Here is a 13,638-nt window from a genome sequence, read left to right on the forward strand (position 1 = left end):
GTCGGCCCGCTCGCGCTCGGCGCCGGTCCCTCCGACCTGCCGCTGCTGGACCGCGAGGCCGACGTCGCCGAACTGCTCGGCCTGCTCGCCGAGGGCCGTTCGATACGCCTGGTCGGCCAGGCCGGCTCGGGCCGCAGCGCGCTGCTGTCGGCCGTCGCCGAGGCCGCCGCCGACCTCGCCCCCGGGGGAGTGGTGCAGCTCTGCGGCCACCGCCGGACCCTCTCCGACCTGCTCCAGGACCTCTTCGCGGCCACCCACCACGCCCCCGGCTACCGCCCCGACCCCGGGCAGCTGGCCGTCCACCTCGCCGAGGTCGGCGCGATCGTGGTGATCGACGCCGCCGAGCCCTCCGGCGACGAACTGGAGCGGCTGCTCGCCGCCGCCCCCGGCTGTGCCTTCCTGATCTCCGCCGCCCCGGACAGCCCGCCGCCGGCGGCCGGCTCCCGGCTCCAGGACCACCTGGTCGCCGGGCTCTCCCGCTCCGCCTGCCTCGCCCTCACCGCCCGGCTGGCCGGCCGTCCGCTGGACGTCGACGAGAAGGCCTGGGCGGTGGACCTCTGGTTCGAGTCCGAGGGCCTGCCGCTGCGCTTCGTCCAGGCCGCCGCCCTGCTGCGCCAGCGGGACGTCTCGGTGGACGCGCTGGTCGCCGCCGAGGACGACCGGATGGACGTCTTCGGAGCCGTCGACGAGCCCGTCCACGACCCGGACCCGGCGATCCGGGAGGACGCGCTGCGCCGCACCGTCCCGCTGCCCTCGGTGGCGGAGACGGCCTCGCCCGCGGTCCGGCTCGCCGAGGGGCTGAGCGAGCCCGCGCAGGCCGTGCTGCGGCTCGCCGTCGCGCTCGGCGGCGAGTGCCCCACCGCGCCCCACCTGCCGGCGCTGATCGACGTCGGACAGGGCGAGGCCGCCCTCGCCGAACTCACCGACGCGGGACTGGCGGTGTCCATCGGCGGGCACCACCGGCTGACCGCCGGCGCGCTCGACCTGCTCGCCCCGCACTGGCCGGCCCGGGGCTGCGTCGACGGCGCCGCCCAGCACTTCGCCTGGTGGGTCGGACACAGCTCGGTGACGCTGGAGCAGATCGCCGCCGAGGCCGAGGTGATGATCGGGGTGCTGCTCGCGGACCGTACGGCCGGGCGGCACGACGCGGTGGTCCGGCTCGCCCGCGCGGCCGCGCCCGCACTGGCGCTCTCGCTGCGCTGGGGCGCCTGGGAACGGGCACTCCAGCTCGGCCTGGAGGCGGCCCGCCGCACCGGCTCGGCCGTCGACCAGGCCTGGTTCCACCACGAGGCGGCCGTGCACGCGATCTGCGACCGGCAGCCGTCCCGGGCCATCGCCGAACTGGAGACCGCGCTCACCCTGCGGGCCACGTCGGGGGAGCAGCGCGGGGTGGCCGCCGCCGGGCGGATGCTCGACCTGCTGCGCGCCGAGGGCCGGCAGCTGCCGGCCGCCGCGCCCGCCGCGGCCTCGCCGGGCCGTGCGCCGGTGATCCGCAAGATCGCGGCCCGGGTGCCGGCCGGCCTGAAGTCCAGCAGGCGGCGGCGGGCGGTGGTGGTGTCCACCGCGGTGCTCACCCTGGGGGTGCTCGGCACGGCGGTGGCGATGAGCTTCAGCGGGCCGGACGAGGTCAAGGGCCGGGACTCGCACAGCGGCCGACTGGACGGCGGCGGCACCCAGGACCCGCCGTTCCCGCAGTCCTCCGGCAGCGCCGGAACGGGGACGGGCGGCACCGGCGCGGGCAGTCCGGCGGGGCAGGGGGCGAGTCCCGAGCCGTCCGCGAGCGGCAGCGCCCCGCGCTCGCCGAGCGCCTCGGCGACGCGCAGGCCGAGCTCCTCGCCGGGGGCGGGGGACTCGCAGGCCCCGCAGCAGTCGCAGCCGCCCGCACCGGGGCAGTCGCCGCCGGTCCAGCAGTCGCAGCAGCCTCAGCCGTCGGGGCTGCCGTCGTCGTCGCAGACGAGCCGCGGCCCGTCCTCCCCGGCACCCACCTCGACCTCGCCGTCGCCCTCGTCGGGGCCTTCGACGACCCCGGGCGGGACGACCAGCCCGACCACCCCGGCGATCTCGCCCTGAGCGGTCAGAACAGCTTGAGCTTGTCGTCGTCGATGCCCCGCAGCTCGTCGTAGTCCAGCACCACGCAGCCGATGCCGCGGTCGGTGGCCAGCACGCGGGCCTGCGGCTTGATCTCCTGCGCGGCGAAGACGCCCTTGACCGGGGCCAGCAGAGGGTCCCGGTTGAGGAGTTCGAGGTAGCGGGTGAGCTGCTCGACGCCGTCGATCTCGCCGCGGCGCTTGATCTCGACGGCCACCGTGGCACCGTCGGCGTCGCGGCAGAGGATGTCGACCGGGCCGATCGCGGTGGGGTACTCGCGGCGGATCAGCGACCAGCCGGCACCGAGCACCTCCATCCGGTCCGCGAGCAGCTCCTGGAGGTGTGCCTCCACGCCGTCCTTGATCAGGCCCGGGTCGACCCCGAGCTCGTGGGACGAGTCGTGCAGCACCTCCTCCAGCGTGATGATGAGCTTCTCGCCGGCCTTGTTCTCCACTGTCCAGACCCCGTCGGCCTCCTTGAGGGCGCACGGCGGGGACATCCAGTTGAGCGGCTTGTAGGCGCGGTCGTCGGCGTGGATGCTGACGCTGCCGTCGGCCTTGACCAGGATCAGCCTGGTGGCGGAGGGCAGATGGGCGGAGAGCCGACCGGCATAGTCGACTGAGCAGCGGGCAATTACGAGACGCACGGTCGACCACGCTAGCCCACCGGGGCCAGTTGATGCGATTCCACGACGGCAGGGTGAAGAAAGCGCGAACCCGTCCAACATGGAGGTCCCGCGATCCCGCTGCCGTCCCGCCGAGGTCTGGCGCCCCCTCCCTCAGGTCGCTACGGTGTGTGACGGCACGCTCGCGGGAGCGCTGTCAACGGGGATGGAGACTTCAGATGAACGATCCGACGGGATCCGGCCAATCCGGTGTGCCGCAACGTATTTCCGGAGCAATCCACAGGAATGACGGGCCTGCCGCGCCGTTGACTGCCACGCTGTTCTGAGCGCGTTCGGTATCCAGGGCGTTACGTCCCGTGGTGCCGCCGCCGTCGCGAAGGCGCCGGAAACCCCCGTCCCTCGGTGTTCCGGACGCCCCATGCGAATCCGCCACCCTCACTGTGAGCTTGACCTACGCACGACCACCCGGGCACCGCGCGGGTGGACCGCGAGAGGAGAATCCATGTCGCTCGACGTCTCACCGGCCCTGCTGGAGAAGGCCGAGCGGGGCGAGGTCGACGAGCGGGAATTCGTCGACTGCGTCCGCGTCTCGCTGCCGTACGCCTGGGACCTGATCAGCTCGCTGGTCGCCCAGGCGAAGGTCGACGGCACCGACTTCGCCGACAACCAGGTACCGCCGCCCAGCGAGCAGGCCCGCGGCCAGCTCCTGCGCGCCCTCGCCAGCGACGCCATCCGGGGCGCCCTCCAGCGCCACTTCGGGGTCCGGCTGGCCTTCCAGAACTGTCACCGGGTCGCGGTGTTCCTGCCGTCGGACGCGAACGAGGCACGGTACGACCGCTTCACCTCGGTCCGGGAGCAGCTGCTGAACCAGTCCGAGGAACTGCGGGACTGCTGACCCCCGCCACGGCGCCGGCCGCCCCGTCCCCCGGTGCGGGGGGAAGGGGCGGCGGCCCGGCCCCCGGGGCCCGGTCAGCCCAGCTGCGGCAGCACCTCGGAGCCGAGCCGGGCGATGTTGTGCAGGGTCGCCTCCTGGTCGCCGCTGCCCTCGGCGAGCAGGGCGAAGCGCCGGATGCCGGTGCGCTCGGCGGTGGCCAGCAGCCGGTCGGCGCACTGCCGCGGGGTGCCCACCGCGTGCAGGTCACAGAGCAGCTCGGTGTACTGGCGCGGATCGCGCATCGCGCGTTCCCGGCCGTCCACGGTGCGGTGGGCGCCGAGCCCGTACTCGAACCAGCCGGGCATCGCGTTCAGCAGTGTGGAGCGGGCCGCCGCGGCGCGGTCGTCGACCTGGGCCACCCCGGCCGCGACGTGCCGGCGGCCGACCCGGCGCAGCTGTTCCTCGCCGCGCCCGGCGGCCAGCCAGGCGGTCCGGTACAGCTCCAGCATCCGCAGCTTGTCGTCGTCCCCGGAGTGCATGCCGAGCAGCATCGGCAGGCCGCGCTCGGCGGCCAGCCGCACGCCGCCCGGCGAGGTGCAGGCGACCACCACGGGCGGGCCGGCCACCGGCCGCCCGGCGACGGTGAGTTCCTCGCCGAGGCCGGTGTCCTCCCGGCGCTGGCGCGGGAAGCGGACCGGGCCGGAGCGCCCGCCGAGGCCCAGCCAGCTGCTCAGCGCCGGCCGCCGCACCGCCTCGGTGGCCCGCGGCACCACGGCGACCTCGGGGAACGAGAACTGCGGGCCGTCCGCGCCGACCCGGGAGCCGCGCAGCCAGCGCAGCAGCAGGTCCAGGCGCTCCGGGAAGCCCTTCTCGAAGGCGTCCACGCCGCCGCCGAACACGTCCAGGTCGATCCACGGCCCGCCGCGGCCCACCCCGAGCGTGAACCGTCCGCCGGAGGTCAGGTGCAGCAGCGCGGCCTGCTCGCCCAGCCCCACCGGGTGGCGGGTGGAGAGCACGCTGACCGCGGTGCCGACGCCGATCCGGCGGGTGCGGCCGAGCAGCATCGCCGCCAGCGTGGCGGCGTCCGGGCACACCCCGTACGGCACGAAGTGGTGCTCGGCCAGCCAGACGCTGTCCAGGCCGGCGCGTTCCGCCTCGACGGCGGAGTTCACGGTGCGCTCCAGCGCCTCGCCGTGGCTCTGCCCGGGGAACTGCGCGGACAGCAGGAACAGCCCGACCCGCACCGGCCCGGTGGACGGCGGCAGCGCCCCGGCCCGCTGGGCCGCCGGCAGCGGCTCGCCCGCGACGGCCGTCACCGGGGGGACGGAGGTCAGCGTCGGACCGGCGGGCAGCCGGACCCCGGCGGGCCGGCCGCTCTCGGCTCGGGCGCTGGTCTCGCTCATCGTGGGGCCTCCTCGGGTGCGCGCAGGGTCTGCGGGCCCCGCCTTCTCCTCCTGTGGGTATCCGATGTCATGTGCCAATGGCACGCTGAAACCTGGATTTCCCCGATGATCGGGTGGATCTCGGCAAAAACACCGAAGCGCCGGACGGACCCGTGGTAGTAGGGGAGCGGACGCCCGGTCGGTCGTAGGCTGGAACGATCCACAGCCCAGGAGGAGAGGGAGTCCGCCGTGTCGCCGCGCCGCAACCGGATCAAGAGCGCCGCCCCCCGCGAGAGCGCGGAGCCGACCGCCCCGCTCGGCGGATCGCTGCGCCGCACCGAGAGCTACCAGGGCGACGACTGGGTGGTCCAGACGGTCGCGGGGACGGCCGGCCGGTTCTACCGCTGCCCGGGCTGCGACCAGGAGATCCCGCCGGGGGTGGGCCACGTGGTGGCCTGGCCGGCGCACGGCGCGGGGGTGGACGACCGGCGGCACTGGCACCGCGCCTGCTGGGGCGCGCGGGAGCGCCGGGCCTCCAACGTGCTGCGGGGCCGCGGCGCTCCCCGGTACTGACCGGGGTGCCGACGGGGCCGGGGTCGGCTACGCGTCGCGCCTCTTGAGCACCAGCACGCCGCCGACCAGGGCCGCCGCCGTCCAGGCGAGGCAGATCAGGAAGCCGGCCAGCGGCCCGTACGGCTGGCCTTGCTGCTGGTACACCAGCATCATCCGGGAGCCCGCGTAGTCGGGGAAGTAGCGGGCCAGGGTCTTGACCTTCGGCACCGCCGAGAGGATCGGCGAGAGCAGGAAGAAGAAGGGCACCAGCACGCCGAGCGCGAGCGTCTGGTTGTGCAGCATCGTGGTGACGCCCGCCGCGAACAGGCAGAGCATCGTCAGGTACAGGGCGGCCCCGAACACCGCGCGCAGCACGTTCGGCTCGCCGATGGTGGTGGAGTGCGGGCCGAGCAGCGACTGGCCGACGAAGAAGGTGACGAAGGCCGTCACCACCGAGACGGCGAGGGCGAGCGCACCGAGCACCGCCGTCTTGCCGGCGAGCAGGGTGGCGCGCTGCGGGACGGCGGCCAGGGTGAGCCGGATCATGCCGCTGCTGTACTCGTTGCCGATCGCCAGCACGCCGAAGACGATGATCGCCAGCTCGCCGAGCTCGATGCCGGAGAAGACGGTGCTGGTGGCGTCGAACGGGGTCTGCCGGTTCCCCCGGAACTCGGCGAAGTTGTTGTTGGTGAGCAGGGCCAGCAGCGCGCCGACGCCGACCGTGACGACGAAGGTCAGCGCGAGCGTCCAGACCGTCGAGCGGACGCTGCGGATCTTCGTCCACTCGGAGCGCAGGACCGCCGGGAAGGACGCCATCTCAGTTCTCCTCCTGCTGTTCCGTGGTCGTCGGCCGGCCGCCGTCCGCCTTCCAGCCGGCGCCCCACCCGGTGGGCGCGCCGGCCGCGTCCCGGCCCGGGCCCTCGCCCGCGTGGTACTCCACCGAGTCGGCCGTCATCCGCATGAAGGCCTCCTCCAGCGAGGCCTGCTGCGGACTGAGCTCGTGCAGCACCACGCCGTGCCCGGCGAGCAGCTCGCCGAGCCGGGCGATGTCCCCGTCGACCACCTCGTGGGAGCCGTCCGGGCCGGGCTCGTACCGCAGGCCGGCCCCGGTCAGCACGTCGAGCAGCCGCTCGGGTTCCGGGCTGCGCAGCCGGACGGCGGAGCGGGAGTTGCGCCGGATAAACTCCGGCATCGGGAGGTCGGCGAGCAGTCGGCCCCGGCCGATGACCACCAGGTGGTCGGCGGTGACGGCCATCTCGCTCATCAGGTGGGAGGAGACGAAGACCGTCCGGCCCTCGCGGGCGAGGCGCTTCATCAGGTTGCGGACCCAGAGGATGCCCTCCGGGTCGAGGCCGTTGACCGGTTCGTCGAACATGACGATCTCCGGGTCGCCCAGCATGGCGGAGGCGATGCCCAGGCGCTGGCCCATGCCGAGGGAGAAGCCGCGGGCCCGCCGGCGGGCCACCGGGGTGAGGCCGACCAGGGCGAGCACCTCGTCCACCCGGCGTACCGGGATGCGGTTGCTCTGGGCGAGCCAGAGCAGGTGGTCGCGGGCGGTGCGGCCGGGGTGGACGGCCTTGGCCTCCAGCAGCGCGCCGATGTACTTGAGCGGCTCGCTGAGTTGGCCGTAGTGCTTGCCGTCGATGGTGACCCGGCCGGCGGTGGGGCGGTCGAGGTCGAGGATCATCCGCATGGTGGTGGACTTGCCGGCGCCGTTGGGGCCGAGGAAGCCGGTCACCACGCCCCGGGGCACCTGGAAGCTGAGGCGGTCCACGGCGAGGGTCTTGCCGTAACGCTTCGTCAGGTCGTGCAGCTCGATCATTCGCGCTCCCTCGGTCCCTTGCCAGGCTAGGACAAAGGGGATAGGGCGGCCCGCTGAGTGGGCCCGCACGGCGCGCCGGAATAGGTTGGTGGCATGACCCAGCTCCCCTCCGCAGTGTCGGTCCGCGAGAGCGGCACCGGAACACCACTCGTGCTGCTGCACGCCTTTCCGTTGAACGCCTCGATGTGGTCGTCCCAGCTGGACGCGCTGCCCGGAACGACCGGGGACGAAGCGCGGGTGCTCGCCCCCGACCAACGGGGTTTCGGCGGCACCGGGCTGGGCGCCGACGAACCCTCGCTGGACCCGGTCGCGGACGACCTCGCGCTGCTGCTGGACGCGGCCGGGATCGAGCGCGCCGTGGTCGGCGGGCTCTCCATGGGCGGCTACGTGGCGCTCGCCTTCGCCCGCCGGTACCCCGACCGGCTGGCCGGCCTGCTGCTGGCCAACACCCGGGCCACCGCCGACACCGACGCGGTCCGGGCCAACCGGGAGCGGATCGCCGCCGCCGTCACCGCGCGGGACAGCGTGCAGCTGCTGCTGGACGAGCGGACCGCGGCCGGGCAGCTCGGCCCGGACTCCCAGCACCTGGTGGACCGGGTGCAGACGATGATCTCCGCCGCGCCGCCGGCCTCCGTCGCCTGGGCCCAGCGGGCCATGGCGGCCCGCCCGGACTCCCTGGACGTCCTGGCCGGCCTGCGGGTGCCGGTCGCGATCGTGGCGGGCGCCCTGGACGCCCTGGTGGGGCCGGAGGAGGCCGAGGCGATGGTGCGCGCCCGGCCGGACGCCGAGCTGACCGTCCTGCCCCGGGTGGGCCACCTGAGCGCCCTGGAGGCGCCCGAGGCCTTCGACGCCGCCGCGCGCACCCTGCTCGCCCGGGTGGCCGCAGGATGAGCCAGGAGAGCCAGGACGCGGCGGCCTGGGACTTCTCCGCGCTGGAGGTGACCGGCCGGATGCCGGTGACCAACCGGGGCGAGGGACTGGTCGAGCTGACCCTGGAACCGCTCGGCGAGGACTACTGGATGCGCCCGGGGGAGACCTTCATCGTCACCTCGTACGGCGACTACGGGCCCGGGCACCCCTTCGAGGTGCAGTACTGGCCGGACTCGGTGTCGGTCTGGTGCACCTCCTGGTTCGGCACCGTCTCGGACGACGAGGGCAACCAGCTCAGCAGCGGGTACCAGCGGCCGGACGGCGCCTACCCGAGGTAGCGGGGCCCGCGGGCGGAAGCGCCAGGGGCGGTGACGGCACGACAGCCGACAGGCCCTCACCCGGGGGGGTGAGGGCCTGCGGTACCGCTCGGCCGGTGTGCGTCAGCGCGACTGCTGGGCGGGCACGCCCAGGGTGTCGTCGGTCGGCAGCGAGGCGGCGGCCACGGCCGCGCCGGTCAGCGTCGCCAGCATCTCGCGGACGTTGGTCAGCTGGGCGTTGATGCTGTCGCGGCGGTTGGTGAGCGCCGCCAGCTCGCGCTCGGATTCGCTGCGGATGCGGTCCGCCTTCGCGTTGGCGTCCGCCACGATGTCCTCGGACTGGCGCTGGGCCGTCTCGACGGTCTGGCGGGCGCGGCGCTCGGCGTCGGTGCGCAGCTTCTCGGCCTCCAGGCGCAGCTGCTCGGCCCGGTGCTCGATCTCGGCCAGGCGCTTCTCGGCCTTGGCCTGACGGGCGGCCAGGTCGCGCTCGGACTGCTCGCGGCGCTTGGCCAGGTTGGTCTCGAACTCCAGCGCGGCCTGGGCGGCCTTGGTGCGGGTGTCCTCGAAGAGGGCGTCCGCCTCCTCGCGCTTGTTCTGGGCGTCCTTGTTGGCCTCGGCGCGCAGCTGGGCGGCGTCGCTCTTGGACTTGTCGACGATCCGCAGGCCCTCGTCCTCCGCCTTGGCCTTGCGGTCCTTGGCGTAGTTCTCGGCCTCGGTGCGGACCTGCTGGGCGGCGGCCTCGGCGAGCTCGCGGTGCTGCTCGGCGGCGCGGTGCGCCTCGTCGCGCAGGTCCTTGGCCTCCTCCTCGGCGAGTCGCAGGATCTTCTCGACCCGGGCGCCGAGACCGGCGTAGGAGGGCTCCTGCTCCACGACCGCCGCCTGGGCGGACTGGGTCTCCAGGTGGAGCTCCTCGATGCGCTTCTCCAGCGCGCTGATCCGGGTCAAGGCACTGTCACGGTCGGCCACCAGCTTGGTGATCCGCTCGTCGACCTGGGCGCGCTCGTACCCACGGCGCACCAGGTCGAAGCCGTGAGGGGAGTGACTGTCGCTCATGGGGTTCTGGGCTTCCTGTCGTCAAACCGCTGAGGTGGTTGAGGGAATCCTGACACGGTACCGGAGTGTCGACGGCGTTATGCCGTTCTCTCACGGACAATGACCGCCAATGTCCGCTCAATCGGGTGGTGAGCTCTTGGAGCGATTGCCACCCGACCGGGGGGAGCCAACTCCGGCACCGGCCTTGGCGCCCCCGTCCTTCTTGTTGCTGCTTCCCCCGTTGGCCTGGGCGACCGGTGACGGTGCCTCGAACGCCTCCAGGGCGGACAGCACGTCCTGGACCCTGGAGATCTCGGTGTTGATGTCCTTGCGGCGGCGCACCAGCTCGTCCAGCTCGCGCCGGCCCTCGTCGGTGACCCGCTTCGCCTCGGCCTTCGCCTCGGCGAGCAGCCGCTCGGCCTCCGCCTTCGCCAGCTCGATCTGCTCGTCCGCGGCCTCGTCGGCGTCCCGCAGCCGCTTCTCCGCCTCGGCCGAGGCCCGCTCCAGCCGCTCCTCGGCCTCGGCCTCGGAGGACCGCAGCCTGGCCTCGGCCTTCCCGATGAGCGCCTCGGCCCGGTCGGTGGAGTTCGCGAGCTTTGTCTCCGCCTCCTTCAGCAGGCCCTCGGCCTTGCGGACGGCGGACAGCCGGACCTTGCTGGCCTCCGCGGAGGCCTCCGAGGTCAGCTCGGCCGCGCGGTCCTCGGCCGCGGTGACCAGGGCCGCCGCGCGGTCCTCGGCCTCGGCGACGGTGGCCACCGCCTGCTCCTCGGCCTCGGTCAGCTGCTCCTGGGCGGCCGTCACCAGCGCGTCCACCCGCTCGCCGGCCGACTTCATGGCCGCCGCGTTCTCCTTGCGGGCCCGCTCGTGCAGGGCCTCGACCTCGGCGTCGGTGCGCTCGCGCAGCTCCTCGGCGCGCTCGCGGATCGCGGTCGCGTCCCGGCGGGCCTCGGCGAGCAGGGCGTCCGCGTCGGAGCGGCCCTTCTCGACCTCGCCCTGGCCGGCCGCCTCGCCGGCGGCGACCAGCCGGTCGGCCTCCTTGCGGGCGGCGGCGACCATCGCGTCCGCCTGCTCCTCGGCGGCGGCGGTGGTGGCCAGCGCGGTGGTCTGGGCGTCCTCGCCGAGCGCCTCGGCGTCCGCGAAGGCCTTCTCCAGGACGGACTTGGCCCGTTCGCGGGTGGCCTTGTCGAACTGCTCGGCGGCCTCCCTGGTCCCCGCGTCGTAGGCGTCGGCGCGGGAGCGGGTGGCGGAGTCGTACTCGTCGGCGAGGGTGCGGGTGGCGAGCGCGTACTCGTCGGCCTCGGCGCGCAGGCCGGCGGACAGCTCCTCGGCGTCGGCGATGCTGCGGGCGCCCTGGGCCTCGGCCTCGGCCACCGTACGGGCGGCCTGCGCCTCGGCGTCGGCGCGCAGCTGCTCGGCGGCCTCCTGCGCGGCGCGCAGTTCGGCCTCGGCGTCCGCGCGCAGCTGCTCGTCGTAGGCGAGGGCCTCGGCGCGCTGCCGGCCGAGCTCCTCCTCGGTGGCCTCCCGCTCGGCGGCCAGCTCCAGCTCGGTCTGCTCGCGCAGGGCGGTGGTCTCGGCCTCGGTGCGGGCGCGCAGGTCGGCGGTCTCGCGGTCGACGAGCTCGCGCTGTTCGGCGCTCTCGCGCTCGACCAGGCTGCGCAGCTCGGCGGCGTACGCGTCGGCGGACTCCCGCTGCTCGGTGGTCTCCCGCTCGGCCAGCTCGCGCAGCTCGGTGGCGTCCTGCTCGGCCGCCTCGCGGACCTCGGCGGCCTCCTGCTCGGCGGCGGCCCTGAGCGCGGCGATCTGTTCGGCGGCGGCCTCGTGCATGCCGGCCACCGACTGGCGGACCTCGGCGGCCTCGTCCTCGGCGGCGGCCACCAGCTCGGCGCCCTCGGCCTTGGCGGCGGCGATCAGCTCGGCGCGGTCGGCCTTGGCCTGCTCCAGCTCGGCGGTGGCCTCGGCGCGGATGTTGTCGGCGGTGGCGCGGGCCTCGGACAGCTCGCGGCCGGCCTCGGCCCGGACGGTCGAGGCCTGCTCGTTGGCCAGGGCCAGCTCGGCGGCGGCCTTCTCGCGGGTGGCCTTGGCGTCCTTGGCCGCCTCGGCCCGGCGCTGCTCGGCGGTGGCCTCGGCGCGCTCCAGGACCTCGTCGGCGGCGGCGCGCCGGGCCTCGGCCTGGGCGTCGGCCTGCTCGCGCACCTCGGCGGCGTAGGTGTCGGCCGTGGTGCGCTGCTCCTCGGCGTACGCGTCGGCGGTGGTGCGCTGCTCCTCGGCGTAGGCGTCGGCGGCTGTGCGCGGCTCGGCGACGTGCTCGGCGGTCGCCTCGCGGACCTCGGCGGTCTCGGCGGCGGTGCGCTGGGTGAGGTCGGTGGCGTGCTGCTCGGCTTCGGTGCGGACGCGGTCGGCGTAGGCCTCGGCGCTCTCGCGCTGCTGGGTGGTCTCGCGCTGGGCGAGGGCCCGCAGCTCTCCGGCGGCCTGCTCGGCCTCGGCGACGGTCTCCGCCGCGGCCCGCTCGGCCTGCTCGCGGGCGGCCTCGGCGGCGTCCAGGTGCTCGGAGGTCTCCTCGCGCTCGCGCCGCAGCCCGTCGGAGGCCTCCTCGCGCTCGCGCAGGCTCTCCTCGCGCAGCGCGTTCGCGGCGGCCTCGGCCTCGGCCCGGGTCCGGGCGGCCTCGGCGTCGGCCTCGGTCCGCACCCGCTCGGCGTCGGCCACCGCGGCGTCCCGGAGGGCGTTCGCCCCGGCCTGCGCTTCGGCGGTCACGGCCTCCGCGGTGCCCGTCGCCTCGGATCGCACCCGCTGGTCGAACTCGGTTGCCTCGCGCCGGAGTTCTGCGGTGTCGCGCTCGGCGGCGGCGCGGTTCTCGGCGGCCGCGGCCTTGGCGGCGGCGAGCGCGTCCTGGCCCTGCTGCTCGGCGGTCTCGGTGATCTTCTGGGCCTCGGCGCGGGCCCGGGTCAGGGTCTGCTCGGCTCGGCCCTGGGTCTCGGCGGCCTGCTCCTGGGCCTGCTCGCGCAGCCGCTCGACCTCCTCGGCGGCACCCGCGCGCAGCTCGTCCGCGTCGGCCTTGGCCTTGGTGAGCAGCTCCTCGGCGTTCTTCGCCGACTCCTCGATCTGGACCACGGCCTGGCGGCGGGCCTCGCCGCGCACCCGGTCGGCCTCCGCGGCGGCCTGGGCGCGCAGCTCCTCGGCCTCGGCCCGCAGCCGGGCCGCCTCGTCCTGCATCTGCTCGATCCGCTCGCGGATCGCGGCGGCGTCGTCCAGGGCGGCGTTCTGGGCCTGCTCGACGGCGGCCTGGGCCTGCTCGCGCAGCCGCTGCGCCTCGGCGGCGGCCTCGGTGCGGATCCGCTCGGCCTCGGCCGCGGCCTCGCCGCGGACGGTCTCGGCATCCGCGTCGGCCCGGGCGAGCACCTCCTCGGCGGTCTTGGCGGCCTTGGCGAGGTGGACGGTGGCGTCCTTGGCGCCGGCCGCCCGGCCCTCCTCCTCGGCTTCGCCGCGCAGCCGCTGGGCGTCGGCGGCGGCCTGGGCGCGCAGCTCGGCGACGTCCCGTTCGGCCAGGGCGCGCAGTTCGGCGATCGCCGCCTCGGCCTCGGCCCTCAGCTCGGCGGCCACCGACTCGGCGGTGGCCCGCAGCCGCTCGCTCTCCTCGGCCGCGGCGGCCTTGGCGGCCTCGGCCTCGGCCTGCTTGGTGGCGGCCTCGGTGCGGACGGCCTCGGCCTCGGCGCGGATCGCCGACGCCTCCTTGGTGGCCTGGGCGACCATCCGGGCCACCTCGGCCCGGGCGGTCTGCGAGCGCTGCTCGTTGGCGGCCTCGCCGTCGGCGACCCTGCGCTCGGCCGCGGCCTCGGCGTCGGCCTGGAGCTGCTCGGCGGCCCGCTCGGCCTGGGCGCGCAGTTCGGCGGCCTCGCGGCGGGTGCGTTCCGCCTCGGCGATCGCCTCGGCGCGCAGCCGCTCTATCTCGGCCTTGGCCGCGGCGAGCTGCTGCTCGGCCCGGGCCTGCTCGGCGATGGCCTGCGACTTGAGGCGGCCGATCTCGGCCTGGGCGGCGGCCAGCTGGTTGTCGGCGGCGGCGTGCGCGGCGGCGAGCTGCT

General features: G+C 75.3%; 11 protein-coding genes. 5 read left to right on the plus strand and 6 right to left on the minus strand.

Going from position 1 to position 13,638, the window contains the following annotated elements; all coding sequences use genetic code 11:
* A partial coding sequence (locus AB0E96_RS28940; protein WP_359828610.1) for an ATP-binding protein occupies positions 1-2,070 on the plus strand: 2,070 nt, incomplete at its 5' end.
* Between the two features lie 4 nt (positions 2,071-2,074).
* Here AB0E96_RS28940 and nucS read toward each other — a convergent pair.
* The gene (gene nucS, locus AB0E96_RS28945; RefSeq protein ID WP_359828612.1) at positions 2,075-2,734 is read right to left on the minus strand and encodes an endonuclease NucS; all 660 of its coding nucleotides are present in this window, start codon (positions 2,732-2,734) and stop codon (positions 2,075-2,077) included.
* Between the two features lie 481 nt (positions 2,735-3,215).
* Here nucS and AB0E96_RS28950 point away from each other — a divergent pair, with 481 nt between their 5' ends.
* Positions 3,216-3,608 carry an SCO5389 family protein gene (locus tag AB0E96_RS28950; protein WP_359828614.1) on the plus strand — a complete coding sequence of 131 codons (393 nt, stop codon included), beginning with the start codon at positions 3,216-3,218 and terminating at the stop codon, positions 3,606-3,608.
* 74 nt (positions 3,609-3,682) lie between these two features.
* Here the strand turns inward: AB0E96_RS28950 and AB0E96_RS28955 are convergent, their stop codons facing one another.
* On the minus strand, positions 3,683-4,831 hold the full coding sequence (locus tag AB0E96_RS28955; RefSeq protein WP_359828627.1) for an LLM class flavin-dependent oxidoreductase: 1,149 nt from the start codon (positions 4,829-4,831) through the stop codon (positions 3,683-3,685).
* 387 nt (positions 4,832-5,218) lie between these two features.
* On the opposite strand from AB0E96_RS28955, the gene AB0E96_RS28960 reads away from it, so the two are divergent.
* The gene (locus tag AB0E96_RS28960) at positions 5,219-5,542 is read left to right on the plus strand and encodes an ATP/GTP-binding protein (RefSeq protein WP_359828616.1); all 324 of its coding nucleotides are present in this window, start codon (positions 5,219-5,221) and stop codon (positions 5,540-5,542) included.
* Between the two features lie 27 nt (positions 5,543-5,569).
* On the opposite strand, the gene AB0E96_RS28965 is transcribed toward AB0E96_RS28960, so the two are convergent.
* Both AB0E96_RS28965 and AB0E96_RS28970 read right to left on the minus strand, forming a co-directional pair.
* Positions 5,570-6,337 carry an ABC transporter permease gene (locus AB0E96_RS28965; protein WP_359828618.1) on the minus strand — a complete coding sequence of 256 codons (768 nt, stop codon included), beginning with the start codon at positions 6,335-6,337 and terminating at the stop codon, positions 5,570-5,572.
* A gap of 1 nt (position 6,338) precedes the next feature.
* Positions 6,339-7,343 (minus strand): ATP-binding cassette domain-containing protein, encoded by a 1,005-nt coding sequence (locus tag AB0E96_RS28970; protein ID WP_359828620.1) that lies wholly within the window; start codon positions 7,341-7,343, stop codon positions 6,339-6,341.
* Positions 7,344-7,436: 93 nt separating this feature from the next.
* On the opposite strand from AB0E96_RS28970, the gene AB0E96_RS28975 reads away from it, so the two are divergent.
* Positions 7,437-8,234 carry an alpha/beta hydrolase gene (locus AB0E96_RS28975; protein WP_359828621.1) on the plus strand — a complete coding sequence of 266 codons (798 nt, stop codon included), beginning with the start codon at positions 7,437-7,439 and terminating at the stop codon, positions 8,232-8,234.
* Positions 8,231-8,551, plus strand: coding sequence for a hypothetical protein (locus AB0E96_RS28980; RefSeq protein ID WP_224283203.1), 321 nt, complete (start codon positions 8,231-8,233; stop codon positions 8,549-8,551). The genes AB0E96_RS28975 and AB0E96_RS28980 overlap by 4 nt, the downstream gene beginning before the upstream one ends.
* Before the next feature lie 102 nt (positions 8,552-8,653).
* On the opposite strand, the gene AB0E96_RS28985 is transcribed toward AB0E96_RS28980, so the two are convergent.
* Both AB0E96_RS28985 and AB0E96_RS28990 read right to left on the minus strand, forming a co-directional pair.
* Positions 8,654-9,583, minus strand: a complete 930-nt coding sequence (locus AB0E96_RS28985) for a cellulose-binding protein (protein WP_359828623.1) — start codon at positions 9,581-9,583, stop codon at positions 8,654-8,656.
* 117 nt (positions 9,584-9,700) lie between these two features.
* On the minus strand, positions 9,701-13,638 hold a 3,938-nt coding region (locus AB0E96_RS28990; protein WP_359828625.1), incomplete at its 5' end, for a hypothetical protein.

Origin of the sequence: Kitasatospora sp. NPDC036755, assembly GCF_040636595.1 — a bacterium.
Lineage (GTDB): Bacteria > Actinomycetota > Actinomycetes > Streptomycetales > Streptomycetaceae > Kitasatospora.

Bases quoted from the DNA above. Each gene is read 5' to 3' on its own strand.
- AB0E96_RS28950 (WP_359828614.1), top strand. From the start codon at position 3,216: ATGTCGCTCGACGTCTCACCGGCCCTGCTGGAGAAGGCCGAGCGGGGC.
- AB0E96_RS28965 (WP_359828618.1), bottom strand. From the start codon at position 6,337: ATGGCGTCCTTCCCGGCGGTCCTGCGCTCCGAGTGGACGAAGATCCGC.
- AB0E96_RS28970 (WP_359828620.1), bottom strand. From the start codon at position 7,343: ATGATCGAGCTGCACGACCTGACGAAGCGTTACGGCAAGACCCTCGCC.
- AB0E96_RS28975 (WP_359828621.1), top strand. From the start codon at position 7,437: ATGACCCAGCTCCCCTCCGCAGTGTCGGTCCGCGAGAGCGGCACCGGA.
- AB0E96_RS28980 (WP_224283203.1), top strand. From the start codon at position 8,231: ATGAGCCAGGAGAGCCAGGACGCGGCGGCCTGGGACTTCTCCGCGCTG.
- AB0E96_RS28985 (WP_359828623.1), bottom strand. From the start codon at position 9,583: ATGAGCGACAGTCACTCCCCTCACGGCTTCGACCTGGTGCGCCGTGGG.